This is a genomic window from Rhodopirellula maiorica SM1 (genome assembly GCF_000346295.1).
Taxonomy (GTDB): Bacteria; Planctomycetota; Planctomycetia; order Pirellulales; family Pirellulaceae; genus Novipirellula; species Novipirellula maiorica.
Window position 1 is genome coordinate 1 of record NZ_ANOG01000287.1, and the last position, 26223, is coordinate 26223.

Genomic DNA, 26223 nt, shown 5'->3' on the forward strand with positions numbered 1-26223 from the left:
CTTGGCGACTTTCGCTACGAGGAGAAGCGACGAGCTGGCAGAATCAATGTGGTGGGCGGATCGTCTTGATGTTTGTAAAACTGACGAGCGTTCTGGTCCGCAATCACAATCCTAATTTACGTCCTCGAACCATTGGAATCGAAGATTGTCATGAGTGAAAACGAATTTGACCCCACCGACGCCTTGGTCGGCGTAATCATGGGCAGTCGCAATGATTGGGATACGATGCGAGCGGCGGCCGATATTTTGGACGAATTGCAGATACCGAACGAGCGATTGGTGGTGTCGGCGCATCGGACGCCGACGCGAATGGTCAACTATGCGACGCAGGCCAGCCAGCGTGGATTGAAGGTGATCATTGCGGGAGCGGGCGGAGCGGCTCATTTGCCAGGCATGGTCGCCTCGGAAACCAATCTGCCGGTGATCGGAGTCCCCGTGCAAAGCCGTGCCCTGCAGGGGCTGGATTCTCTGTTGTCGATCGTGCAGATGCCAGGTGGCATTCCAGTGGCAACGATGTCCATCGGCGCGTCCGGCGCCAAAAACGCGGGGCTGTTGGCGGCGCGAATTTTGGCGTTGTCCGATGACGCGTTGGCCGATCGGTTGGCCGAATTCGTCAAGAAACAAACCGCTGCGGTTCTCGAATCGGCGGAGCTATAGGATCAACGTGAGCGAGGCGATATTGAATAACCAATCCGATTCCAATCCCGATTTTAAATTGATCCTGCCTGGCGGCACCATTGGCATGGTGGGCGGCGGACAACTTGGCCGCATGTTTGCCATCGCTGCGACGCAGATGGGATATCAAGTCGTGGTGTTCTGCGAAACCGAGCAAGAGCCGGCCGCCCAGATCGCTCATCGCTGCGTGTTTGGACGGCTGAACAACATGGATGCGGTTGAAGCGTTCGCGAATCAATGCGACGTGATCACGTTGGAGTTCGAGAATATTCCCGAAGCGACGATCGCCAAGTGCCAACAGTACGCACCGACTTACCCGTCATCCGATGTATTGGCGACGGCGCAAGATCGATTGCGTGAAAAAAACACGATCCAAGACGCGGGATTGCCGGTCGCTCCGTTCTGCAGAGTCGTCGATGCAGCAACATTAGCGACTGCGGCCGAGGCGGTGGGGTTGCCGTTGATCTTAAAGACCGCTCGCAGCGGCTATGACGGCAAGGGGCAACATCGCATCACCACGCTTGCCGACGCCGACCATGTCGCATGGTCGATGTGCGATGAATGGGTTGCGGAACAACTAATTTCGTTCGATCGCGAAGTCTCTGTCGTCGTGGCGAGAACCGCCGACGGACGAACGTCGACCTTCCCGATTTTTGAAAACGATCACGTCAACCACATCCTCGACGTGACGATGCTTCCGGCCACGTTGTCCGACAGCGTGCAGAAGCAGGCTCGCGAGATCGCCATCACAGCCGCAAAAGCACTCGACGTCGTAGGGCTGTTGTGTGTGGAAATGTTTGTGCGACCCAGTGCCGACGGCAGTGAGGAAGTGATTATCAACGAGGTCGCACCACGGCCGCACAACTCAGGTCACTTGACGATCGAAGCTTGTCACACCAGCCAGTTCGAGCAGCATGTACGTGCGGTCTGTGGGCTGCCGCTTGGCAATACCGAGATGATTTGCGGCGGCGCCGCGATGGCAAACTTGCTGGGCGACGTGTGGGGGGACGAGACCAAAACACCACCATGGGATAACGCACTCGCCGTCGATGGTGTGAAGTTGCATCTGTACGGCAAAGTACACGCGAAACCGGGCCGCAAAATGGGGCATTTGACTTGCGTGGGGAACGACCGAGACGCCGTGGTTGCGAAAGTTCGCGAAGCGCGAAGCCGGTTAACGCGATAGCGGAAACGGTATCACTCAACACCATCTACGTTGGCAACCACAGGCGGATGCTCAAGTAGTGGGATTCGCCTGAATTCCCATCTTTGCTGTTGAACCACCAGAAACTCTGGCGAGTCCCACTACGAAAGTAGATTGCATTGGGCTCGCGCCGTGCCGCTACCAAAGTAGATAACATTGGGCTTGCGCCGTTCCTCGAACCGAGACAACGGCGACCCGTTGCGGGTGTCAACGCCGAAACGATTCCGGAGCCGTGTTCGAGACGAGACTGAGGTAAAGCGTTTCGGCGCCGCGTCGTTCCGGTTTCGGACGCAGCAATTCAGCTGCGGCTTCGAGCAAATCGCGACGACTGACTTGGCCAAGCAAGCGGCCATCTTCGACGATTGGCAGCCGGCGATAGGGCGAGTTGAGAAACATCTGGGCAATGCCCAGCAGGTCGGTGCTCGGCGTTGCAGTTAGCGCTTCGGTGTCCATATAGGGTCCGATTTGACGCGGCTTCGCAGCGCGACGCAGATTGTCGCTGGCATGATTCGATTTTGCTCGCTCAACCACTTCGCATGCCAATCGGCACTCGGCACGCAACACATCACGACGACTGACTTGTCCGGCCAAGCGTTCGCCTTGCAAAACCGGAAGCCGACGATACGGCGTCTCTTGAAATTTGTGGGCGATGTCCAACAACGAATCGTCTTCGTGAATGATGCGGTTGCGATCCAAGTTCATGTACTGGTTCACACTCGTTCCGGGCAATTGATCGTGTAACGCGGCGATCAACGCTCGCATCGCAGTCTTTTCGGAAAAGATGCCCAGATAATGTCCCTGGGGATCGACGACAGGGGCTCCGGAGATTCGCCGACTGAGCAGATGGTCGATCGCGTCGAACACGTCCATTTCGGGCTTGATCGTCACGAGTTGGCTGACCATGAACTCACGAACGCGAGTGATATGCAAACCTTCGGCACGTGCCGTTTCCACGGGTTCGGTCAACGCGTTCATGCAGCACTTTTCGCTGAACACCGCTAGATAACCACCATCGGAGCCAAGTACCGGAGCCCCTGAAATGTTGTCTCTCAGCAGTCGCGCGACGCTGTCCATGACATCACTCTCGGGAGTCAACGTCACAAGATTGCGACGCATGATATCGCTTGCGGTCTTCACTTCGTTCATATCCAAGCCCTTGTTGAAAGAAAAGCATCGAACCCGTAAGTTGGGCTCAAGGTTGGTGATTGATCCCAACCTAACGCGGGGCGACATGGAAAGTCAAACTTTTCCTGCAATTCGGCTTGTGAAACATTGCGCAAAGGTTTGGCGAAAACGTCTGAACGTCGACGGCTATCACCATCTGTTGTGGTATTAGATCAACCACAATGAGTAACCTATTCGGGTTATCCAGTCTGGGGTGTTTGCAGAGTCGCGAAACGCGCTCAATTGCAACGACAGTCGCGTTGGGGGATCAGCGAAAGAATGGCCGCGATGGCTGCTGATTTGCGGGGCAGGCTTGGAATGTGCGCCGATCTGCTCGACTGAATTTTTGGATTGAATTGGCGAGGGCCAACCGCTGACGCTAGTGGTAGTGAGCGGGGTTGCGAGTCCCTGCGACTTGAGGCCGAAAGGGACTCGTAGCCTCGGCCACTACGGTGCAATTGTGTAACGGATCTCGTCACGAGTTCCGGGGGACACTGGCCAAATGCCATCTACTTTGGTAGCGGCGCGGCGCGAGCCGTCAGGTTGAGGCAAGTAAAACGTTCGGTTTAGACCGGGCGAGCCCCGCGCCGCACCACTACAAACGCCACCCGTTTAGTGTCAAAGTAGATGGCATTGGGCACTGCCCGTGGATCGAAAGTCTTGGCGACTTTCGCTACGGGTGTGCGACGAAAGTCTTCGCGACTTTCACTACGCGGAGGGGGCGTCCTCAGCCGCGGTCGCGGGCTGGGGCGATTCCACCGGCTGCGGTGAGGATTCGAGCATCGCGTCAGTAGCCGGCGCGTTCATGAACGATTGCATCTGGGGTGCCGATGGATCAAACGCACCGCTTGTCAGTGGCGCCGGCATTTCCACGTCGCTTGGGTTGAGTCGAGGAGTCAAATGACGCCCCAACTCGTGTGCGTCCTGGTAGGCCCCTGCTGCCCATTGGCCCTCGGTAAGTTGCACTTGGTTGTATGCCAACAACGAGCCTTTCTGTCGATGGAAATCGCGAATCGCCAGGTTGTAGGCAGCCAACGCCCGATAAAAATCGGCTTCGCTGGTGACCACTTGTCTCTGGGCTTGCAACAGGAAGTTGATGTTATCGGTACCATCGCGGTATCGACGTCGCAGCACATCGACTTGGCGTTGGTCGGCAAGGTAGCGGTTGTAATTCGTTTCGAGCAGCTGATGCGTGAGCATGATTTGCCGACCTGCGTCCGCCAAATCATGACTGATTCGCAACTCGGTTTCGGCCAGGACGGCACGTTCACGACGCAGGTTCAAGTTGGCATGAGCGACCGCAGCACTAGCCGCACGCAATCCGACGGGGAATTGCATTTCCAATCCGGCTTGCCATTCTTGGTAATTGCCGTCGGTGATGTTGCCATACAGACTGTCGAAGGCCTCTTTGTCGCTGCCGCCAATCAAATGATCGCCGAGACCACGGAACCGGTATTGGCCCAGGAAGTCCAAGCGAGGACGGCGGTTCAAGCGAGCCGCCGTCAGCTCCATCTCTCGTTTCTTCAAATTGAATCGTTGGCGACGAACCTCCACACGACGGGACAAAGCTTGCCCGAGTGCACTTTCCCAATCGAAAACAACCCGGACGTCGGTCGGAGTGGTGGTCGGTTTGAGTAGTCGTCCATCACTGGCGGGCAACCCGATCAAATAACGAAGCCGTTGCTCGCGAGTGTACAAGCCATCGGTGCTTGCCAGCGCCGCCTCGACTTGAGCGCGGAATTGGTAGTACTGCGATTGCGCCTGAGCCTCCTCGTCGCTTCGTCCTGCACCGGCTTCCAAACGAACTTGTTGGTACTGGAACGTTTGCAATGCCGAGTCACGGCCTTTGACGTTGGCTTCGAGCACGCGATAGGCAGCGGATAATTCCCAGTAGGCTTGTTCGACGTCCGCGACCAAGCTAATCACAGCGGCCTCGAAATCGGCCAAAGCCACATCTTCATTAACGCGAGCGATCAAGACACCGTTGTACTGCCCAATCTGCGAATTCGGACCGGCGATGCGGTTGAACGTCGTGCCCGCACCTTGCATCAACGGTTGACGATATTCGGCTTCGAGGAAACCGATAAAGTCACTGCGGAATGCGCGGGTAGGCCGGTTACTGTAGTTGTAGTTCACGGAGTGACGCAAAGCGAAACTGGCACCTTGAGCCGTTTGCTTGCTCAGTTCGGCATTGTACGTTCCATACGTTTCTTGCAGCGTATTGGGAGTGAACTGCGTGACCACGTTGTTGGACGCGAGATTCTGAGGTTGATCGGCGTTGCTCCAGAACAACTCTTGCGTGAACTGGGCATCAAAGTCCGACAGTGCCGCTTCGACCCCCGTCAGTGGGTTGGCATGTGCCAACGCGGGATCAAACGTGGTCGTTGTGCCGTCGGGATTCGTGATCACAGTCCCGCCGATCGATCGCAGCACGGGGCTCTGTTGAACCGACAACTGGATTGCTTCTTCCAACGTCAGCTCGAGCGTCGGGATCTTTGACGGATCCTCCAGTGCCAAAGGTGCGGTCGCTTGCGTGGCAGCTTCCGCTGGGGCCGATGCACATTGCTGAACTTCGGGATATTCAATCCGCATCGCATAGTCGTCATGGTAAGACGCTGTGGTGTCATGCGGCCCATCTTTGATGCGATCAAAGACGCTACAACCGACATTGCTGATCGAGGTTGCTCCGATCAGCAATGCGAGCAACGCGGCGCGACGGGATCGACGCCACGAGGATTTCAGACGATCACTGATTCGGCGAAAGGGGGATGCCGGAGCCCGCGTGGCTAATGTTTTGTCTTGGTCGCGTCGCATGGCCAGGTTCACTTGTAGTACGCCGCACCCTCTTTCGTCACTCGTACAACACAAGCGATCGTGCGAAAGATCATTGGCGGTGCTTGCGTTATCGACCGGATTCCCGAAACGACTGGAATGATCGGGAGACGAAATCTGCCTGCAAATGAAGAGAAACCGGCACAGCCCGCAAAGTCATGCTGGAGTTTGCCGGTTAGCGAAACCGTCGCGGCAGCCCCGATGGAAGGGGATGCGAGGGGTGGGGCCAGATACCCGCGTTTTTCCAAGCCATTCGAAAATCAAACTGGTTTCGAGATTGTTGGGGGCGTTTCCACGTCGAGGACGGCTCGCCAATAGCCGGGCTGTTGGCTCTATCAACGCGAATTTGCCGATTACCAAGGTGCAGAAACCCGAACACGCAGGGGGCAGGAAACTTCGATTGAAGTAACGGAACTGTCGGCAGCTTGTTTATTTACGGAGCCGCGACGCGTCAGAGAACGTCCGGCTTAGGGTGACTCTAACAACTCGCCTTCGTTCTTTTTTAAGGCCGGAGGCCAGTACAATTCATGCCGATGGTGTTAACCACCGGTTTGGAATGCAGCAAATCCAAGGCCGGAGGCCGACACATTTACACAGTCATTGTGTCGGCCTCCGGCCTTTGCAGCTCATTCGCTACATCCCGTGGCCTTATGGCCACGGCAGAGGATGTATCGGCCTCTGGCCTAAGCCGGACGTTCTCGTCAGCGGCCGGGTATAACGCACAAAGTAACTGCCTTACGGCCCGCAGCTCAGCGTTGCGATTTGAATTTAGCTTAAATCAACAAACCGTTGATGCGTACTGCTACGGTCGGCTTAGGCCTTGGCCATTGCGGGCGTGTAAAAACGAGCTCGCGAAAGTTCGTAGGCAGCAAAAATGACGACGGAAAAGCACAAATCGCCGGCGACGGTAAACCCGTAGAAGGGGATCGCGTTGATGTAACACGCGGTGAAACCGGCTACCGACATCGGATACCAGCCCGCCAAAATCGTACCGAAGTTGCTAACGACGAAGAACACCGTCGACGCCGCTAACGAGGCCGCAGGAATCTTCCACAACCGGCTCGTTCCACTCGCATTGCGAAGTTTGCGTCCGATTGGAACCGACGCTGCCATGCCGAGATAAACCATCGACATCGCGGCAAGGTTATAGAAACCCAGTCCAGGAATCCCCAACATATGGCCCACGACATCACTCAGTCCCATCACGCCAATCGGAACCAAATAGGCTCGGCGCCCCGACATATAGCTGCCGGCAAACAGCCCCAAAGCGGCAACACAAGCAACATTCGGAGGGTGAGGGAGGAAGCGGCTCGCAGCAACGGCCAAAATCATTAGGTAAAACATCGGGCGAGTCCAAGCATGGATGTGGAAAACTGGGTTTTGTATGCCGCTGTTTTAAACGCTTTGTCGGCAAATCGCCAGAGGGGAAAAACGAAGGTGCTCAGGAAAGGTAGGCTGGCAGGACGGTGTGTCACGCAAGCCGCAGCAAATCCTCGTATCCATGCAAAACGGCCGGCCTTTGGCGGTGCAAACGCACTGCCAAAGACCGGCCGCTGTGATGGTGACGGCCTGGAGAGGCCTTCGATCTAAAAGACTTCTGGATACGGACTAAGGGAACGCCAGGACAGCGCCGGTTACTGCGGCGGCTTCGGCGATCACCGCTCGTCGCTCGTACGGCGGACGTTGCAGGTAGGCGGGAGTGCACGAGCCAGTGCGGTAGTACCCCATCGAGTAATCGCATTCACAGGGGTGATCGATCGTCGCCAAATATGGCAACATCGGCACGGTAGTGAAGAACCGCATTCCGGCAACCATCGGGGTCAAACATGGGTGTTTTTCGTGTCCATGTCGTTCCAACATGCGGTCTTCGAAGTACAGCGGGTGTGAAAACGTGTTCGGCGCGTTCCACGCTTTGACCGTCCAGCCCCACGATGGATCACGTTCGATCCCTTGTTCGGGGAGTGGCAAAATTGGCGATCCGGTATCGCTGCGGAATCCTTCGGGAGCGCGACCGTTGCCGATGTTTTCGATCGAAGTACTCGCCGCGGCGATCGGCGGCAGCTCCAGCCGACCTTCGACCACCTCGGGAGTGCGATAAAAGTCATCGCCATCCATCAAGTTTGCCGCATTGGATACGCGACCTGGACGGCCAGCCCCTGGGGCGTCGCGGTCGGGACGCTGAGCAATTCGCGTTGATTCATGGATGTGATCGACGTCCATTTCAACCGGATCCACTTTCTTGATCTGCGTGGGCGCCTTAACAACCGTCGCGGCCATTTGGCGAGCGGGGTCAACCTCGCTCGAAACGACGACTCCATCCGTTTCTTCTTTGACGCCACTCTGCTCGCTCGGCTCGCCAAAATACGAGGGCAACGCACTGTAATGATTTGCCGGCGGGGGCAATGCGATGTCGACGTCTTGATGCGACGGTCGCTCGGGGGAAGCGTCCAAAATGCCGCTGCCGAATACCTCATCGGTCCAGGCGACGAAATCGTCATTATCGGCTTGATCAAAGACCGGGAAACCATCCAATTCCTCGACCTGTTCCGAAGCTGGTGAATCAGCCAGCGCCGTCGAGCAAGTCAATATCATGCCGGACATCAGGCATTTAAGGAAAAGTTTTCGCTTTGATTTTATCGAATTCATCGGATAGCTCCCTCGGCTGAATCGTGGACGGGCCAGTCCGTTTTGGCCTCGTTCTGAATCCTCCGCGGAAAAAACGGGAGGTCCAGTTGTAAGGATTCGACCTCTCAACCCAAAAACACCAGTCGCACCACGGTCGGTCGGCATAACCGGCACGATTCGCACGAGCTGTATAACGATGAATTTTCACGCCGCGACGAGCCTCAGCCGCTCGGTCAAGCAACGAAGGCACGTCTTGCATCAATGTCCAGCAAATTGGCAGCGACGAGGGTCAATCCAGCGAAGCCGTTTCTCGACCCGACTTGGTCCCCATCGCTCCCCACACCCCATAGGGGCTTTCGCCGCTAGTGACTTGGCGTGCGTTGAGGTTGCCGGAGTCAATCGAATCGGTAACAAAGCGGACCGCGCCATCAAACATCAACGTTTGGACGCCTCCTTGATGCTCGCTGGACGGTGAAAAACTCCCCCAGCTGTCGTTGTTTCCTGCGTAGGCACAAGAATAGGAATTGGGCGGCAGCGTGGTGGTAAAGCGGGTATTGATCACACGTCCATCGCCAAACAACAGCCCACGCCAACAATCCGCACCGGTTTGGTACTGAAATCGGTTGTTTGGATCCAGCGGCGCCGTCATGCAAGGACCGGCAACTGCGGTGGTGCCATCGTACATCCCGTTAAAACTGGCAACATCACCTTTGACAAATGCCAGATCACGTGGTGTCCCCGCAACCTCGCTCATCGCCAATGTATTGCTGGTTCCGTCCAGCAGGTCGCGAAAGCGTCGGAGATTGTTGCGATCACCATTGGTCATCGGTACGAACATGCTGCGTGAGTTGATTCGAGCAATCGCCATCCCCTCTTCGGAATCACTCTTGGCGTTGTGCCACATCGCGTCGCCGATGCAAAACACATACAAACATTTTGACAATCCGTTGTATTCCGTACCATCAGCGTTCTGAGCCGAAGGACAGAGGAACGCAGATTGAGGCCCCGCGTTCAAAAGAGTTTCACTTTGCCAAAACCCAGAACCGGGGATTGCTGTTTTCGCTTCCTGTTCGAATGCGTCGTACAAAGCTCCCTTTTCGATGAACGGCAGTAGAAAAATCGAAGCGCCCACATTGCGGCGGTTGCCATAGGAATACCCATAAAAATCCGCCGATCCCGGTGGGAATTGCTGGTACGCCGAGTGATAGTTCTGTAGCGCCAAACCTAACTGTTTCATATTGTTTGAACATTGCATCCGGCGGGCCGCTTCACGTGCGGCCTGAACCGCCGGCAATAGCAGCCCCACCAATACGCCAATAATTGCAATGACAACTAATAGTTCGACCAGGGTGAACCCGAGACTCTTACGCATCACACTTCGCTTCATTGCAGCACCTTCTATTCAAACAGAAAAACAAACAAGAACGGATCAAATCGGATTGGGTTTGAATGGGTAAGTCGTTGCCCGTGCGGCATTAGCCAATATGAGCGCACCCGCGTGTCGCACTTCAATCGCTTTCGGCGTACGTCAAATTCGTCGGCCCACTATCGGACCGATGGGAGACGACTCGCTAAGCGATGATGTCGTCGATCGGATGGCCGTGGTCGATTTCCAAACGCTTGCGTCCAGGAAGTTCTAATTGGCGGGAATCGAGACCCAATTGATGCATAATCGTGGCGTGAATGTCAGTGACATAGTGGCGATCTTCGACCGCATGGAAGCCAATTTCATCGGTCGCGCCATGGACAACCCCGTGTTTCAAGCCGCCACCCGCCATCCATACGGTAAAGCCAAAGATATGATGATCACGACCATCGGCACCCTGCGATCCCGGCGTGCGTCCAAACTCGGTGGCAAAAACCACCAGCGTTTCATCAAGCAATCCTCGCCGCTGCAAATCTTCCAACAGTCCGCCGATCGGTTGATCGACGGCCAATGCGTTCTTGGTGTGGTTCGCCTTTAGTTTGCCGTGGGCGTCCCAGGCTCCGGCGCCGCCACCGCCATGTTGGATTTGGATAAAACGCACGCCACGTTCGACGAAACGTCGCGCCGCTAATAACTGCATCGCGAATTCATTACAGTGGGGAACACCGATGCCGTACAGCGATTTAGTCTCGGCGCTTTCCTGCGAGAAATCGACTACTTCCGGCACCGATCTTTGCATACGAAAGGCGAGTTCATACGATGCGATCCGAGCTGCCATTTCGGGATCCTCGGGATATTCGTCCGCGCGCATTCCGTTTAACTGGTCCAGCAGATCTTTGCCGACCTGACGCGCTTCGTGAGGAAACTCAATCTGCGGCTGGCTAAAATCGAGCGGGTTTTTCGGATCAATTCGTAGCGGCACCGCATCGTGAGCGGGCCCCAAGTAGTGACCGTCGCGGTTGTTCCAGTACTCGCGTTTACCAATCGAGATGAACTGAGGCAAATCGTCGTTCAGCGAACCGAGTCCATAATGCACCCATGCGCCAAGCGTCGGAAAGTCACCATCGTTTCGGTGACGTCCGGAATGGAATTGCGTTTGCGCCCCATGGTTGCTGTCGGTTGTGTACATCGAACGCACGATCGCTAGCTTGTCGACCTGGTTTGCGACGTGCGGGAACCAATCGCTGACTTCAATCCCCGATTCACCGTGCTTTTTGAAACCGATTTGCAGCGGGTAAAGTTCGTTGCGTTGGTTGCCGTTGCCATCGGGAGCGACGAGTCGTTCGAGTGCCAGCTTTGCGGGATCCTGAGCCTCGGCAAATGGAGTTTCCGAAATCGTTTTGCCCCCATACTTCGTCAGCATCGGCTTGGGGTCAAAGCTTTCCATTTGGCTGACGCCGCCGTTCATGAACAACCATATGACGTTTTTAGCCTTCGGGGTAAAATGCGGTCGTCCCGTCGGCGGCGCCCAGCCGATCGAACCTGCGTTAGCGTCACGCTGTAGTAGCGATGCCAACGCGACAGACGATAGCCCCATACCCATGTCGGACATAAATCGGCGGCGATTGGGGGCAAACTGATTCATCAAACCGTTTCCTGTGATTAAACCGAGACCAACGTTTTGTATTATCGCACCGTCACGAAGTCATTGTGATTGACCAATACCCAGATGAAGTGGGCTCGTGCGCGCTCCTCTGAACTATCCGCTTGGCCTTCCCAGACCGACAACGCTTTTAGACTTGCGGCGATTTCTGCATCATCCGCATCGATGCTCAATAGAGTCTTGAACGAACGCACCACAAATTCACGCGTGTCTTCACCCTCAACCGACAATCGCTGGGCAATTTGCCCCGCAGCGGTTAGCACAAGCTTGCTGTTGGTTAACGCTAATGCCTGCTGCGGTACGATGCTCGGTTCGCGACGATAACAATCGGTTACCCGCGCCTCGTCGAACATCGTCAAGAACAAATCACGTTCATTGTTGGAGTGAAAGAAATACAAACTGCGACGTTTCGAATCGGGCTGTTTCGCCGGTGGAACCGGGGGACCGCCCATCGTCGGATCGAGGGTCCCCGCCAACGACAGCACCGCGTCACGGACCACTTGTGATTCCAAGCGAATCGGTACCCTTCGCCACCACAGATGATTGTCGGGATCGATTGCAAGATTCGATTCAGCACCGGCATTGGAGGAGCTCATTCGATAGACCGCCGAGTTGACAATCAAACGATGCAGATGTTTCATGCTGTAACCACTGTCGATCAGCTCGACGGCCAGCCAGTCCAATAACGCGGCGTTGCTTGGTTTGGCTCCGTTGCGTCCCAGATCGAACACCGTTGCCACTAACGGTTGGCCAAGATGACGAGTCCATAGGTGGTTCGCCGCGACGCGTGCGGTCAACGGGTGGTTGCGATCGGTGATCCAGCGTGCCAGTGCCGAGCGGCGGCCGCTGCTTTTCGGGGGAAACGCGATCGCCGGATCGTCGCGTCCCGTGCTCAGGAACCGCGTTGCCGACCACTGGGCGCCAATCAGCGGCGTGAAGGAGTCATTGGGAAGAATTGCGGCGGCGAGCGTCTGCTCGGCCTTGTCAACTTTGTCCTGGGCCTTCGACTTCTCTTTCTCGATCGCTTCGCGTTTGTCCTCGGCCGCCGCTGCGAGTCGCTTGTCTACGTCCAGCAACGATCGCTTGGCCTGCAACAGCGACACCTGACGCTCGGCGCGAATCGCTGCGGCCTTGGTCTCCGCGACGGCGGCTTCGTCTGGCGACTCGGCCCATTGTGTTTGCATTGCTTTGTAGCGGAGCGATACGCTTTCGCATTCTGCTTGGGCAATGTCGACGTCCATGCGAGCGAGTTGTAGAACATATTCCGCAGCAGCATTATCCTCACCCGCCTTTTGCTTCGCCTTTTGCTTCGCCTTTTCCGCTTGTTTCAGCTTGGACTCGGCACTTTTCTGTTTGGCCTTGGCGGCGGCCAAATGATTTTCAAACACCCAGCTTCGCCGCTGCGGCTGCCACGCCTCGGCTGGCAATTCGATTGGCCGGATCTCAAGCGGGTTGTCAGCTGCGGTTCCAAAATCAAGGAAGTCGGGGATGCCCGGTTCGATCACTTTGGATTTATCGGGATTTCCCTCTTCGCCGCGGATCAACCGGTAGGTCGGAGTGTCCAGCAAAGCGTCAAATGCCCGCGGAATTCCGTCCCGTGTCAGATTCACTTCGCCGGGCACCATGTCCATTCGCACTTGGTATGGCTCGAAGAAGGCACGCATTTTGTAAAAGTCGGCGTGCTGGATCGGATCAAACTTGTGGTCGTGGCACTTCGCACAATCAAACGTCAATCCAAGAAACGCTTTGCCCACATGCTCGACCGTTTCGTCCATCCACTGATTGCGATTGAACAAGAAGAAGTTTCTCGCCAAATAGCCGGTCGCGACCAAGGCATCCATGTCGTTGGGATGCAATTCGTCGCCAGCCAACATCTGACGCACCATTTCGTCATAGCCGCGATCCGCGTTCAGCGAATCCACAATCCAATCTCGCCAATGCCACAGATGACGTTGGCTGTTTCGCAATTGAGCATTCAATCCCCACCAATCGCTGTAACGCCAAATGTCCATCCAGTGGCGTGCCCATCGCTCGCCATGACGCGGGTCATCAAGCAACCGTTGGACGATCTGCTCGTACCAATCGGACGCCGTGTCTTGTTCGGCTGCCGCGATCTCTTCGCTTGTTGGCGGTATTCCAATCAAATCAAGATACAGTCGACGTACCAAGATCGCTCGCGGTGCTTCGGGTTGTGGGGTCAGCCCGTTTTGCTGATGAGCGGTTGCGATAAACGAATCAATCGGATTGCGAATCCACGACGCGTTTTCGACCGCTGGGACAAGAGGTCGCACGATCGGTTGGAATGACCAATGATCCTCCGGATCGGTCTCGGGCTGCTCGTCTTCGGGTGCCGGTGCGCCGGCGGCTATCCATGCGGCCAGCAGCTCGATTTCCGCTTTCGACAATGCCTCGCCTTCGTGTTCGGGAGGCATCCGGTCCTCGACCGTGGTTTCGCTCACACGATCGATTAGCACGCTGTCGGAAACGTCGCCGCGAGTGACGACACCGCCGTCGATCATCAACTCGGCGGTGTCCAAACGCAGTCCACCCTCTTGCTTGAGCGCGCCGTGACACGAAAAACATCGCGTTTTAAACAGCGGTTTGATTTTCGTTTGGTAATCGTCGATCGAACCGGCCTCGGCGGACGACGAGAAAATTAAACTGCAACACGCGGCCGCAAACAAAACACGGAAACCGTCGAATAACGCCGTCTTCGGTCGACTTCTGATAACCGGACGACAGACAACAGCGATGCACATCATGCCGGATCTCCTGGGTTCGCCGTATGTTTGTGATTGGAATTCACCGCCTGGGCGATCTGACTGAACACTGGGTGATGGTCGCGAATGTGGTACGAAAGCTCCTGACGAGCTCGAGCCCAGTCCTGGTTCAACAGTGCCGCCAAGATCTCACGGTGCTGGCGTGCCGTTTCAAGAGCGGTCGATCGATCACGATCCTCCCACTCGAACAGCAGCCGGTAGTAACGTCCCTGACGCTCAAAGAATTCGCGGATGTAAACGTTCTGCGATGCCTCGATCAAATACGAATGTAGCGACTCGTCGATTCGTGGCGGCGCGGTGGGAGACGACGACGGTTGAGTATTGGCCTCCAACATCCGCTGCAATTGCTCATTGCAAAGCTGGTCGCGGGACAGATCAAGCGCCTTCAACTCTAAGACTTCGCGTACATCGATAAATGCCTCAAGATCGCTTTGCCGAAAGGGACGCAGCTGCCAGCCATGGCGTGGGATATGGTTGAGCATCCCTTCGCCCGCTAGCCGATGAAAGATATGGCGAATCGCGGATCGGCTGAGACCATACTTCTCCGCCGTCGCTTCCTCTCGCAGATAGATTGCTTCGCCCTGCAAACTTTGCTGTACCAAGTCGTTGACGATCCCGTCATACGGATCTTGCGGTGGCTTTGGAAGCGAGCTCGGTTCGCAAGCGTCCAGTTTCGCGCCGGCCTTGGTCGACACAGGCAACTTCACCGGTGTCAGTCGGCGGTTGGATCCCTTCTGAAGCAACCCTTCTTTCACCAGCTCGGCGATCGCATGCCGCACCGGGGTGAAGCTGACGTCGTAATGGTGCGCCAAGGCATCAAGCGTCAAGGACGCCGGTAACGCCCGGCCAGAGCGAAGCCGTGCCGCCAAATCGTTCTTGATATAAGTCGAAATGCTGGTCATACGGATAAACATACTTGTCTTTGTCAACAAAAGCAAGTAGCATTGTCACCAAAAGCAAAAAAGACGACGGTGGAGTCTGCAAAGCAGTTCGTTTTTCGCCGACGATCACCGAGAAGTGTTTAATTTGCTTCGCATCTCCCCTTCCCCATTCACACCACAAAGAATCACGAAACACGCATGAAAATCACTGCCATTGAAGCCGTCGTCTGCCATGCGAGGATGCGAAATTGGGTGTTCGTGAAAGTCCTGACGGATCAACCGGGGTTGTTTGGATGGGGCGAAGCGACGCTCGAATGGCATACGCGGAGCATCGTGGGGGCGATCGAAGATCTGGCCCAATTGATCGTCGGCGAGGATCCGAGCCGGGTCGAACATCTTTGGCAGATGATGTGGCGGCAACATTTCTGGCATGGAAGCGGCGTCGTGCGATCGACAGCGATTGCCGGAATCGATTTAGCGTTGTGGGATATCGTCGGCAAAATTCATGACGTCCCTGTGCACAAGTTGTGGGGCGGTCCGGTGCGTGACAACGTGCGATTGTACTGCCATTTGGGCGGCGGCAATCTGGATCGTTTCTACAACACGCCGGTTGATAACGCCAAACAGTTTGCCGAGCTTGCCTCGCAAGCTGTGGCCGATGGGTTTACGGCGTTCAAATCGATGGCGGTGCCACCCACGATGCCGGTCGAAGGGCTGCAATCGATCAAAGCCGCCACGGCGTGTGTTGCCGCGATGCGTGACGCGGTCGGCGATGAAATTGACATTATGGTTGATTGCCATGCTCGCCCATCGCCCACGATGGGAATGCAGTTCGCCAAAGCACTTGAACCCTATGGACTTTATTTTCTCGAAGAGCCATGTTGGCCGGAAAGCCTTGACAGTCTTGCCGCCATCAACGCGGCGGTGACGACGCCGATTGCGACGGGCGAACGATTGACGCATCTTGCGGCGTTTCGCGATCTGTTCGCGGTTCGCGGTTGCGAGATTTGCCAACTCGACCTGACGCACTGTGGTGGATTCAGCGAAGCACGACGCATCGCTGCACTCGCCGAGGCTCACCGTATCGCACTGGCGCCACACAATCCGCAAGGCCCGGTGAGCACTGCGGCATCGATCGAATTTGGTTTTTCACAGCCATCCTACATCATTTGCGAATCAGTTCACGACGACGTGCCCTGGCGAAGCGATGTTGTCGACGAAGGATTCACGGTCGATCCGGCAACACGCACGGTCACACCAAACACTCGTCCTGGGTTGGGGATTTCGATCAACGAAGACGAGGTGCGTAAGCATCCGTTTGAGCAAGAGGTTGGCCAGCGAGTGTTTTACCGTGACGGCGCCGTGGGGGATTGGTAAACATGAACACGAACGAACCTCGACGTTTCCAGCACGCGTCGTTTGCCGGACGGATCGGAATCGCCCGCATCGACATCACACCGCCCGTGGGCGTCTACTCACGCAATTGGGGTGCCGCAAAACACGACGTCGCTGACTCGATTCATCGTCCGCTGTCGTTGACAGCGTTGGCGTTGTCGTCGTCCGAGGACCAGCCTCCTTTGGTTCTGATTGATGCTGATCTGGGGTGGTGGAAGACTCCCGCAACCTTCACCGCATTCCAGCAGCGGTTGCAGGAGCAACTTTCGCTTGAACCGGATCAGCTGATCTTCGCGCTAACGCATACGCATGCCGGACCGCCGCTGATGCAAGCCGATGATTCGTTACCCGGCAGCGACCTGCTTCAGCAGTGGATGACCTCGCTGGTCGATCAGACGGTTGCCGCGGTGCGTCAAGCTTGCGGGACCATGTTCGCGGCAAGACTCGAATGGCACATGGGGACCTGCACCTTGGCAACGGTGCGTGATCTGCCTGACCCCGATCCAGAAAAAGACCGCTATTTATGCGGCTATGATCCCGATGGCGAGCCTGATGATACGTTGGTGCTGGGCCGAATTACGGACGAACTGGGGGCAATACGCGGCACGCTGGTCAATTACGCTTGCCATCCGACGACGTTAGCCGCAGAAAACACTGCGATCTCGCCCGATTACGTCGGGGCGATGCGTGAAACGATTGAAAGCGTCACCTCGGCTCCGGCAATGTTTTTGTTGGGGATGTGTGGCGATTTGGCACCGCGTTACCAATACGTGGGCGATCCCGAAGTAGCCGATCGCCACGGGCGACAACTCGGTTTCGCCGCTCTGGCGACGCTCAATGATATGGAGCCCTCCGGGCGGTCGCTTGCTTTTTCCCACGCACTCGAATCAGGCGCTCCGTTGGCGATTTGGGAATATCAACCCATCAAAGCGCCGACGGTATTGAGGACACTTCGTAGCACGGTGACATTGCCGCTGAAGGATTGGCCATCGGCGGACGAGCTCGAACGCCAACGCTTGAAGTGCACCGACCGTGCGCTCGAAGAACGACTCCGCCGTCGCCGCGACATCCGTCGAGGGATTGGCGATGGGCAAACATTTGATCTTCCGATTGTCGCATGGCAGCTTGGCGACGCCGTGTTGGTGGGCAGCTGTTGTGAACCGTATTCCTACTTGCAGCAAGAATTACGTCGACGTTTCAAGGATCGCACGTTGATTTGCATGAATTTGATCAACGGTTCGATCGGTTACTTGCCGCCGGCCGATCTGTATGACGCCGACGTCTATCCCGTTTGGCAAACGCCATTTGGTCGCGGATGTCTAGAAACAACCCTCGAAGCGATGACCGGAGTGATCAACGATGTGCTCAGCCGATAGTATGCCGCTGCATGGTGTGTTGCCCGTGCTGCATACACCATTTGACAATTCGGGAGAGATCGACGCGCAAACGTTGCGAAACGAAATCGACTGGGCGTTCCAAACGGGAGCCGACGGTGTCGTCGTGGCGATGGTCAGCGAGATTTTGCGACTTGGTTATCAAGGCCGCAAACGTCTCGCCGAACTCGTTTGTGAGGCGTCCGAAGCCCGGGGATTCACCGTGATCAGTGTCGGTGCCGAGAGCACGACCGAGGCCATTGAGTTTGCCAAACACGCCGAAGGGCTAGGGGCGAGCGCCGTGATGGCGATTCCCCCGGTGGCGACAAGCCTAGGTGCGAAAGCGACTCGCGACTATTTTGCTGGGATCGCGCGGAGTATCTCAATTCCGTTGGTTGTTCAAGATGCATCGGGTTACGTCGGTGCGGCGATCGACCTCAGTGTCTATACCGATCTACTGGAGCAATTCGGCAACCATCGCATTTTGTTCAAACCCGAGGCCAGTCCGCTGGGGCCAAATTTGTCCAAGCTTCGTGACGCAACCGATGGCCAAGCTCTGATTTTTGAAGGTTCCGGTGGCATCAACCTTGTCGATTGCTACCGTCGTGGGATCGCAGGAACGATGCCTGGCACCGATCTACTAGACGGGATTGTCGCGTTGTGGTGGGCGTTGGACGACGGCGATGAAGATCGCATCTATCAGCTGTCGCTGCCGATTTGTGCGTTGGTCGCGCTGCAGTTACAAGCGGGACTCGACGGATTTTTGTCGATTGAAAAGTATCTACTCAAGAAGCGAGGGATCTTTGAGAACACGATTCAGGTCCAACCCAGCGGGTGGCAACTCGACGAAGAAACCCGAGCCGAAGTCGACCGGCTGTTTGCCCGAATTCAGGCGGCATTGTAGATGGCAGTTGCCCCCACCCTGATCCGCTATCGCACGTTGACTTGGTTGACGCTTGCCGCAGCATTGGCCTACCTGTGCCGTAACGCCGTCGGTGTTGCCGAAAGCACGGTACGCGAAGACCTTGGATTTTCGCTCGAGCAATCGGGTTGGTTCATGGGCGCGTTCTTTTGGACCTATTCGTTGTTCCAAGTCCCGAGCGGCTGGTTGGCCGAGCGGTGGGGAACCCGCATCACGCTCAGCTCATTTGCGTTTGCGTGGTCCGTGGCCACGTTTGGAATTGGCGTTGCACCAGGGTTCGGACTGTTGATCATCGCCCAGCTAGTGATGGGCGTGGCGCAGGCGGGAATTTTTCCGGCGTCATGCAATTCGATCGGGCATTGGATGCCGTTAGGTCAGCGTTCGTTGAGCTGTGGAATTTTGGCGGCGGGAATGCAAGTCGGCGCGATTCTCGCCAGCGGATTGACCGGCGTGCTGATCGCGCCGTGGGGTTGGCGTTGGGTGTTTGTTGGCTTTGCGGTACCGGGAATTTTGTGGTCGCTCGGATTCTACTTGCGATTCCGCAACGACCCGGCCCAGGATTCACGCGTGAACGCTTCCGAATTGGCCTTGATTCATGCAGCGCGTTCGCCCGTGGATATGGCGGATGCGGAGGAGCCGGTCAGCGAATGGCGCGAGTTGTTGGCGATTGCTCGATCGCCGGTGATGTTTTGGTTGTGTGGACAACAGATCTGTCGCGGCTCAGGGTACATGTTTTTTGCAAGTTGGTTTCCCACATTCTTGCAGGAAACACGCGGTGTCTCGGTCGCGGAATCAGGCTATTTGCAAGGTCTGGTGTTGACCGGGACGTTGACCGGCAGCCTTTTTGGCGGCACGTTGGTCGATTGGATTTGGCGCCGGACGGGCAGTCTGCGACTGAGCCGTAGCGGAGTCGGAGCGTCGTTCCTGGCCGCTTGTGCGGTGTTGATTTTGGCAGCCTGGTTTGTGCAGAACGCGATGTTGGCGGTAGCCCTCTTATCGCTCGGATCGTTCTTGGCTGCACTTGCCGGCCCCTGCGCGTTTGCCGCAACGATCGACATCGGTGGCCCGCGAGTACCGCAAGTGTTTGGATTGATGAATATGGTCGGCAACCTCGCCGCCGCAGCCTGCCCAATCCTGGTGGGGTATCTATTCCAGTGGACTTCGAATTGGAATTTAGTACTGCTGCTGTTCGCCGGCGTTTACTTGACTGGCGCCGTCTGTTGGGGCTTTGTCGATCCACAAAAGCAAATTGATGACGCCTGAACCTTTGTCGATTCTGTCGAGACTGTTCACGTTTATCGAGGGGAGAGGTGATCCCCGCACAGTAAAAGTCTATCGACCGACACGGCATTAACAACGGAACGGCGGCAGATTCTAGACCGTTGCATTTTTTCGTTCCCGAAACGGCCTATCTTGGTGTGAAGCGACAAACAAAACATCGCTGTTAATGCTAAAACGTAGCGTTTGGGCGGCCGCCCCGGTTGAATGTCGCAACCGCAGATAGTGGGCTGTTGATTTAGTTGTACGACGGACTTCCAAGTCCGTCGAATACACCCATGACGAACGAGGTTGTCCATTAGACATCCCTTCCCACAGGAAACTTCATTAAATCAGCAGGCCGCTAGTGCCAAAGCGGCTAAGGTTTTGGACGACTGCTGCCTAGCTGGTTCGGAACTGGCCCGAGATCCCGCCCCTTCAATTTTCGATAGTCCATAGCTCAAATAAACTCCGGTGTTTTAAGACTTCCATGACAACGCTCCAATATTTTGCATCGACTAAGTTCATCATCGTTACCGCGTTTTCGATCTCGTTGATGGCTGCATCGGTTGCCGACGCCCAGTGGTCTGTACCGATAGCGGGAAACACGTTCCGCACCGATTCCGACGCGGGCAGCAGAATTTTCAATCGAGATGGAACGCTGCGGATCAGTGATGAGAACGAAGTATATAGCGTGTACTTTCACGTGGACCGACCTGAGATGCTGAAGCTTGGCGTTCAGGCCAAATCCGAAGGCGGCAGCGCTAAAATCACCGCCCGTGTCGGTGAGGCAACTTTGACAACAAAGCTGGAAGACCAACCCGCACGCACTTATCCGCTTGGCGAGGTCAAAGTCGATGGGCCGGGTTATGTCGAAGTTCGACTACAGTGCAGTCCGCAAAACGACACGGTGAAGATCAAACTTGATCAATTGCTTGTCAGCTGCGGTGATGAAGATCTTTCGCTCGACTACGTCCAAAACAACGACGGAAACATGTTCTACTGGGGACGCCGCGGCCCCTCGGTGCACCTGAGTTATCGACTCCCAACCGAAGCGAAGCTGACCTACGCGTACAGCGAAATTACGGTACCTGAGGGGCAAGACCCGATTGGTTCTTATTTCATGGCCAATGGGTTTGGCGAAGGCTATTTTGGTTTTCAGGTCAACAGCGAGACGCAGCGCCGCGTTCTGTTCTCGGTCTGGAGTCCCTTTCGCACCGACAACCCAAAAGAGATCCCGGAATCTGATCGTGTGCTTACGACCGCGAAGGGTAAAGGCGTAAGTGCACAAGATTTCGGAAACGAAGGCTCTGGCGGTCAAAGCTATCTGGTTTACCCATGGATCGCCGGCGCGACCTATCGCTTTTTGACCGAGGTCAAACCGGATGGCAATGGCAACACGCAGTACACGTCGTGGTTCGGCGACAAGTCTAAGAACGAGTGGCGACTGATTGCCAGTTTCCGCCGCCCCAAAACCGACAAGCACCTAACAGGCTTCCATTCATTTTTAGAAAATTTCGCTCCGGAGACCGGTCATATTCAGCGTTCAGCCCACTATGCGAATCAATGGGTTCGCGATGTCGAGGGCGAGTGGCATGAAATCACACGTGCAAAATTCACCGGCGACAATACTGCTCGAGGACGCCACCGACTCGATTTTGCAGGCGGCAGCGAGCAGGACCATTTCTTCTTGCAGAACTGTGGTTTCTTTGATGCGACCGTCAAGCTAGACCAAATCTTCGAGCGAGCATCGACAACCGGCGAGCAACCCGAAATCGATTTTGACGCCTTGCCACGAGGCTGATAGGGAATCAGAGCGGGATAGACTCTAGCCTGTTGTCCGGGTACTCATGCGTCAGCCGATACTCGCGTCTATTACTCGAAACGAGGCACCAAACACCAAACCGGTCGTCGACCACGATCGACTCGATGTCGATCGTCTCTCGATCCAGTGCGTATCGATGTTGACTCGCTTGATTTTGCGTCTGGACGGCGTCGCGGAGTCCAAAACCGAGCCCAATACTGGAGTCGAGTACAAGTACGAGTACCGTAATGCTGAGCGACGTAACCCGCTGCTGATTCGCTCGTAACCTGCTGCTGATTTGCTCGGCTGCCCCGCAGGTCGGACGACGGAAGGCACGTGTCAATGCGATCGATTTACGGTTGTGTTACAATGTTTTTGTCGATGGCAGTTGTCGACGTGCGAAAGCGTTATCGCCCGACCCTGCAAATTCGCAGTGGGATAGACGCTGACGTCCACTTGTTTGGGACGCATCGTTATTCCGCTGGGATGATTTCGATCAGGACGTCGCACTGAACTTTACCGCGAAACGATTGCGGCACCCTATGAAAAACCGAGTTGTCTGGCTGCTGCTGTTACTGCTACTCGTATTCGGTATCTACGCCGTTACGCGATATGCGTTGAATCTGCCGGCGGACCAACGTGGTTACGATGCGATTGACTACGTGATCCTTCACGGCAACGTCCAACATGAAACCCCGGCTTCGCCGGTTCGCCCAACCGATGTTACCGGAGTGTACATTTACGAGGGGCACGTGAACCAAACGATGATCGAACTTCTCCGCTACCTGCCGAATCTACGCAGCATCACCGTCGGGCCGGACTTCAGCGGTGTCGCTGCGGGCACGCCGGCCAGCCAGCTTCCCAAACCGTCCGCTGCAGCAACAACCGACGTCAAGAAAATGCAAGAAGCGTTCCCCGATTTGAAAGTTCAAATCGCGACCTTGAGCCGTGGGCCGTAAGGCACCGAGTCGTGCGTTATACCCAGCCGCTGACGCGTAAGCGGCTCAATAATTCAACAAACCCTTGCTGACTTACCCTACGGCCAAACATCCGCTTCGCCCCGCTGTCAAAACAGGGCGAAGCCTCGACTACGTTAGTTATTGAAATACGCGTGATTTGGATCGCCGCCACTGATCAGGTAGGCGATCAAGTCAAGGATTTCTTCTTTGGTCATCGGATTGAAAAGTCCGACGGGCATCGCAGAGACATCCGACACGACGAGTTCTTCGATCTCGTTGCGGTTGACACTGACCCGTTTGTTGGGATCGGTCAAATCGGTATTGATCGTGATCGAGTCGCCGTTCAAGTTGACCACGACGCCGGTGTGCACGACACCGTCTTCGGTCAACACTTTGATCGACGAGAACTGATCATTGATCACCTTGCTGGGATTGACCACTTGATCCAACAGATCGTGTGGCGAGTAACGTCCACCGGCCGAGGTCAGATCGGGGCCCGTCATTCCACCTTGATCGCCGAAGCGGTGACAGGCGAAACAACCGCTGGCGGCAAACATTTTTCGGCCGTTCGCGAAATCACGATTCTTCAGTCCGGTACGAGCCGCTTCCGAGAGTTCGTCGAGCGTCCACTCGGTGCCTGTTCGTCCTTTGAAGACTTCGCCCAGGTTTTCGAGTGCGGATTTCTTGACTGGTTTTCGTGCCAGCAACTCAGCCATCGATTCTTTTTCTGCGTCACTTAGCGAAGCCACGGCATCGGTGCGGATGAACTCGATGAACTTGTCAAAACTCGCTCCGCCTTTGTAGTTGGCCGCCTTCAAGAACCACTCAAAGTAAGCTTCACGCAGTTCCGGAGTCCAACCGGCGGTCAGCATCCGAATCGAACGTGCGTACTGCATCTGTTCTTCTTGCGTCGGTGCCGCGGCGATCAATGCCATCGCTTTTTCCGCAACCGTGGGCGACTGTAACCAAGCCAGTGTTTCCGTCAAAAACCAATTCATCTCGGGCGTTTCCGCAGGGAACTGCGGATCAAGGCGATCGATCAACTTGTCGATCATCGCTTGGTCGGGTCGCCCAAAACGGTTCAAGATGACCTGGATCGTACGCTGCAGCGTCAACTGGTCAAACGAATCCAACCCCGACGGATCAATCGCGATGGCGGCATTAAGTAACTTGGCACGCATCGCCGTATCGATTTCAGGTGTTTCGTCCGTGCGGTGCATAGGATCAACGCCAGCCACGCGAGCAAGAGCCAGCAGCGCGACTACTTGTTTCGCAGGATCCGATTCGGTCAACGCCTTGTCCGCCCACGAATCGAGTGGTTGGTGCTCGATCGCGGTGCGTGCAGCGAAGCGAATGAAACGGTCGTTGTCCGATAGATAGGGCCACGCGGTGTCGACCGCTTTCGGGTCCTGTTTGCCGTGGAACGCTTCGAGCTTATGACGCGTTTCTCGCGCGTCACTCTTGACAACCTTGGGCTGAACAAGTTCGGTCGATTCGTTGCCGACGTAGGTCACACGGTACAGTCCCGATTGGACACGTCGACCGCCGATGGTGAAGTACATCGCGCCGTCGTTTGGATGAATGATGGCATCGGTGATCGGAAGCGGTGCTCCGGTAACAAATTCTTCCTTGGTAGCGGTATAGGATGAACCACTTGGTTCGATATGGACGGCATACAGTTTGCCCCAGCTCCAATCCAACGCGTAGAATGCATTTTGATACTTCGCAGGGAATTTGGCCCCGTAGCCAAACGTGGTTCCGGTGGGCGATCCTGGTCCGATATCGAGAATCCCAGGCAAATTGTCGGCATAGAAGGGCATCCGTTTGCCGGCACCGTTACGCCATCCGAATTCAGCACCACTTGTGACGTGACAGATACGCGTAGGTCGATACCAAGGCGTGTTGAAGTCGTATTCCATGTCGGCGTCGTAGGTGAACAATTCGCCATCGCGATTGACCGAAGCGTCAAAAATATTGCGGAAGCCCGATGCGTAGGCTTCAAATTTTTTGCCATCGAGAGAGACGCGATAAACGATACCGCCGGGAGCGAGTACACCGCGATTGTGGCCGCGGCCGTCCGGCATGCTTGGCAACAGATGGTCTTCGCCCCAGATTTGAGCCACTTGTGAACTGTCGGCCAATTCCGGTGCTTTGGCGTTGTTACCGGTGATCAAATACAGTGCCTCGCCGTCGGGAGTGGGTACGACAGCATGCACTCCGTGGTCACCGCGTGCTTCGATCTCGCGTAACAATTCAACTTTGTCGAGTTGGTCATCGCCATCGCTGTCGGTAACCCGGTACAGTCCCGAAGGAATCTTGCGTTCGTAATCGTTGACACCGACATACAGAGCGTCAAATGCCCAGACCATGCCGTTGACCGCCCGGATCTCTGCAGGCACTTTCTCGACATCGCTAGGCTTGATCTCTTGACCGGCTGGCGGCGGCGTGATGCGATAGAGTCCGCCGAATTGATCGCTGACAAGCAACCGCCCTTTGTTATCGGTGCACAGATTTACCCACGAACCTTGGATCTCGGCAGGGACCGAATAGAGCAACTCGACTTTAAATCCTTCGGCGGCCGTGATGCGATCGATCGGCGTTGCTGTGTTGGCAACCGCGACGGTCTTGGCTTTGCTGGAAGCGGCGACATTGGCCGCGGTTGTAGCGGCGGTTTTCGCGTTCGTTCGCTGCTTAATCGCCTCTCGCAATTTGCCAGGCTTTCGCTGGGCCATAGCGTGAGTCGAAATAAACATGGTACAGAGCACTGCAACAACAGCGGCACGTAATGGTAACTTCGTCATAAGGCGATTCTGCGGCGATAGGCAACGAGACGTGGAACAAATCATAAATGGGTTCTTAGAGAAAGTAGTCTGGGGGGGCAGTTCTGCAGGCGGGCACGCAATCCACACGGCAAGCGGCGATGGAGGTCGCCATGTCGCCGGAAATTGCAGCGAAAAGCAGCAAACTCCGGTATCATTACCGAATCGCGGCCATTCACGAAGGGGGGATCCGCTCCGTCCAGGACCGAAGAGTGCGGTCCCAGCGGGGCTTGAGCAGGACGCATTCTAACTCGTTTCCGCAATTTGTGCAGCTTTCAAGCCTCGATTTTTGCTTGACTTTGATCCTTGCAGCGGGTGAAACGTCCGGTGGTAACGGCACCACACAGTCCGAACGCTGCTCTACAATCGGGTGCGACAATCCCTCTCTCGGCTCGATCGGAACGTGTTACATGAAGATATCGATTATGGAATGCGGCGGTGGCGGATCATTCCGTGGCACCGCGATCCGCGCTGGCGTCCGGAGCATTCGGNGCGGTACTCGTG

At 55.9% G+C, this 26223-nt stretch carries 18 protein-coding genes; 9 read left to right on the forward strand and 9 right to left on the reverse strand.

Annotated features, from left to right (window positions below; all coding sequences use genetic code 11):
• The first annotated feature begins 150 nt into the window (after positions 1–150).
• A complete protein-coding gene (gene purE / locus RMSM_RS09390) occupies positions 151–657 on the forward strand; it encodes a 5-(carboxyamino)imidazole ribonucleotide mutase (RefSeq protein WP_040764979.1) in 507 nt (168 codons plus the stop codon).
• Between the two features lie 22 nt (positions 658–679).
• Positions 680–1861, forward strand: a complete 1182-nt coding sequence (locus tag RMSM_RS09395; protein ID WP_261340334.1) for a 5-(carboxyamino)imidazole ribonucleotide synthase — start codon at positions 680–682, stop codon at positions 1859–1861.
• A gap of 225 nt (positions 1862–2086) precedes the next feature.
• On the opposite strand, the gene RMSM_RS36630 is transcribed toward RMSM_RS09395, so the two are convergent.
• The 8 genes from RMSM_RS36630 to RMSM_RS09440 all read right to left on the reverse strand — a co-directional run bounded on the left by RMSM_RS36630 (position 2087) and on the right by RMSM_RS09440 (position 15211).
• The gene (locus RMSM_RS36630) at positions 2087–3025 is read right to left on the reverse strand and encodes a CBS domain-containing protein (protein WP_008694667.1); all 939 of its coding nucleotides are present in this window, start codon (positions 3023–3025) and stop codon (positions 2087–2089) included.
• Positions 3026–3751: 726 nt separating this feature from the next.
• Positions 3752–5857, reverse strand: a complete 2106-nt coding sequence (locus RMSM_RS09405; RefSeq protein WP_008694671.1) for a TolC family protein — start codon at positions 5855–5857, stop codon at positions 3752–3754.
• 831 nt (positions 5858–6688) lie between these two features.
• Positions 6689–7219 (reverse strand): DUF6580 family putative transport protein, encoded by a 531-nt coding sequence (locus tag RMSM_RS09415; RefSeq protein WP_008694674.1) that lies wholly within the window; start codon positions 7217–7219, stop codon positions 6689–6691.
• A 264-nt stretch (positions 7220–7483) separates the two neighbouring features.
• On the reverse strand, positions 7484–8476 hold the full coding sequence (locus RMSM_RS36635) for a hypothetical protein (protein WP_008694675.1): 993 nt from the start codon (positions 8474–8476) through the stop codon (positions 7484–7486).
• A 313-nt stretch (positions 8477–8789) separates the two neighbouring features.
• Positions 8790–9887, reverse strand: coding sequence for a DUF1559 domain-containing protein (locus tag RMSM_RS09425; protein WP_008694677.1), 1098 nt, complete (start codon positions 9885–9887; stop codon positions 8790–8792).
• 184 nt (positions 9888–10071) lie between these two features.
• Entirely contained in the window at positions 10072–11511 is a 1440-nt protein-coding gene (locus tag RMSM_RS09430; RefSeq protein ID WP_008694678.1) for a DUF1501 domain-containing protein, read from the reverse strand.
• 41 nt (positions 11512–11552) lie between these two features.
• Positions 11553–14291: a PSD1 and planctomycete cytochrome C domain-containing protein gene (locus tag RMSM_RS09435; protein WP_008694679.1), complete on the reverse strand. Its 2739-nt coding sequence runs from the start codon at positions 14289–14291 to the stop codon at positions 11553–11555.
• Positions 14288–15211 carry a GntR family transcriptional regulator gene (locus RMSM_RS09440; RefSeq protein WP_008694681.1) on the reverse strand — a complete coding sequence of 308 codons (924 nt, stop codon included), beginning with the start codon at positions 15209–15211 and terminating at the stop codon, positions 14288–14290. Before RMSM_RS09440 ends, RMSM_RS09435 begins: the two co-directional genes overlap by 4 nt.
• A 177-nt stretch (positions 15212–15388) precedes the next feature.
• On the opposite strand from RMSM_RS09440, the gene dgoD reads away from it, so the two are divergent.
• The 7 genes from dgoD (at position 15389) to RMSM_RS09475 (ending at position 22900) form a co-directional block, all read left to right on the forward strand.
• Positions 15389–16567 (forward strand): galactonate dehydratase, encoded by a 1179-nt coding sequence (dgoD, locus tag RMSM_RS09445; protein WP_008694683.1) that lies wholly within the window; start codon positions 15389–15391, stop codon positions 16565–16567.
• A gap of 2 nt (positions 16568–16569) precedes the next feature.
• Entirely contained in the window at positions 16570–17961 is a 1392-nt protein-coding gene (locus tag RMSM_RS09450) for a neutral/alkaline non-lysosomal ceramidase N-terminal domain-containing protein (protein WP_008694685.1), read from the forward strand.
• The gene (locus RMSM_RS09455) at positions 17945–18862 is read left to right on the forward strand and encodes a dihydrodipicolinate synthase family protein (RefSeq protein ID WP_144057516.1); all 918 of its coding nucleotides are present in this window, start codon (positions 17945–17947) and stop codon (positions 18860–18862) included. Before RMSM_RS09450 ends, RMSM_RS09455 begins: the two co-directional genes overlap by 17 nt.
• Positions 18863–20143: an MFS transporter gene (locus tag RMSM_RS09460; protein ID WP_008694690.1), complete on the forward strand. Its 1281-nt coding sequence runs from the start codon at positions 18863–18865 to the stop codon at positions 20141–20143.
• A gap of 484 nt (positions 20144–20627) precedes the next feature.
• A complete protein-coding gene (locus RMSM_RS09465) occupies positions 20628–21941 on the forward strand; it encodes a DUF3472 domain-containing protein (protein ID WP_008694693.1) in 1314 nt (437 codons plus the stop codon).
• A gap of 46 nt (positions 21942–21987) precedes the next feature.
• Positions 21988–22227 (forward strand): hypothetical protein, encoded by a 240-nt coding sequence (locus tag RMSM_RS09470; protein WP_008694695.1) that lies wholly within the window; start codon positions 21988–21990, stop codon positions 22225–22227.
• A gap of 256 nt (positions 22228–22483) precedes the next feature.
• Complete coding sequence (locus RMSM_RS09475; RefSeq protein WP_008694697.1) at positions 22484–22900, forward strand: hypothetical protein; 417 nt, start codon at positions 22484–22486, stop codon at positions 22898–22900.
• A gap of 134 nt (positions 22901–23034) precedes the next feature.
• Here RMSM_RS09475 and RMSM_RS09480 read toward each other — a convergent pair whose 3' ends face one another.
• Entirely contained in the window at positions 23035–25632 is a 2598-nt protein-coding gene (locus RMSM_RS09480; protein WP_008694699.1) for a c-type cytochrome, read from the reverse strand.
• Positions 25633–26223: the final 591 nt, after the last annotated feature.

Excerpts from the sequence above, each read along its gene's own strand:
- purE (WP_040764979.1), top strand. The coding sequence starts at position 151 with ATGAGTGAAAACGAATTTGACCCCACCGACGCCTTGGTCGGCGTAATC.
- RMSM_RS36630 (WP_008694667.1), bottom strand. The coding sequence starts at position 3,025 with ATGAACGAAGTGAAGACCGCAAGCGATATCATGCGTCGCAATCTTGTG.
- RMSM_RS09405 (WP_008694671.1), bottom strand. The coding sequence starts at position 5,857 with ATGCGACGCGACCAAGACAAAACATTAGCCACGCGGGCTCCGGCATCC.
- RMSM_RS09415 (WP_008694674.1), bottom strand. The coding sequence starts at position 7,219 with ATGTTTTACCTAATGATTTTGGCCGTTGCTGCGAGCCGCTTCCTCCCT.
- RMSM_RS36635 (WP_008694675.1), bottom strand. The coding sequence starts at position 8,476 with ATGTCCGGCATGATATTGACTTGCTCGACGGCGCTGGCTGATTCACCA.
- RMSM_RS09425 (WP_008694677.1), bottom strand. The coding sequence starts at position 9,887 with ATGAAGCGAAGTGTGATGCGTAAGAGTCTCGGGTTCACCCTGGTCGAA.
- RMSM_RS09430 (WP_008694678.1), bottom strand. The coding sequence starts at position 11,511 with ATGAATCAGTTTGCCCCCAATCGCCGCCGATTTATGTCCGACATGGGT.
- RMSM_RS09435 (WP_008694679.1), bottom strand. The coding sequence starts at position 14,291 with ATGATGTGCATCGCTGTTGTCTGTCGTCCGGTTATCAGAAGTCGACCG.
- RMSM_RS09440 (WP_008694681.1), bottom strand. The coding sequence starts at position 15,211 with ATGACCAGCATTTCGACTTATATCAAGAACGATTTGGCGGCACGGCTT.
- dgoD (WP_008694683.1), top strand. The coding sequence starts at position 15,389 with ATGAAAATCACTGCCATTGAAGCCGTCGTCTGCCATGCGAGGATGCGA.
- RMSM_RS09450 (WP_008694685.1), top strand. The coding sequence starts at position 16,570 with ATGAACACGAACGAACCTCGACGTTTCCAGCACGCGTCGTTTGCCGGA.
- RMSM_RS09455 (WP_144057516.1), top strand. The coding sequence starts at position 17,945 with ATGTGCTCAGCCGATAGTATGCCGCTGCATGGTGTGTTGCCCGTGCTG.
- RMSM_RS09460 (WP_008694690.1), top strand. The coding sequence starts at position 18,863 with ATGGCAGTTGCCCCCACCCTGATCCGCTATCGCACGTTGACTTGGTTG.
- RMSM_RS09465 (WP_008694693.1), top strand. The coding sequence starts at position 20,628 with ATGACAACGCTCCAATATTTTGCATCGACTAAGTTCATCATCGTTACC.
- RMSM_RS09470 (WP_008694695.1), top strand. The coding sequence starts at position 21,988 with ATGCGTCAGCCGATACTCGCGTCTATTACTCGAAACGAGGCACCAAAC.
- RMSM_RS09475 (WP_008694697.1), top strand. The coding sequence starts at position 22,484 with ATGAAAAACCGAGTTGTCTGGCTGCTGCTGTTACTGCTACTCGTATTC.
- RMSM_RS09480 (WP_008694699.1), bottom strand. The coding sequence starts at position 25,632 with ATGGCCCAGCGAAAGCCTGGCAAATTGCGAGAGGCGATTAAGCAGCGA.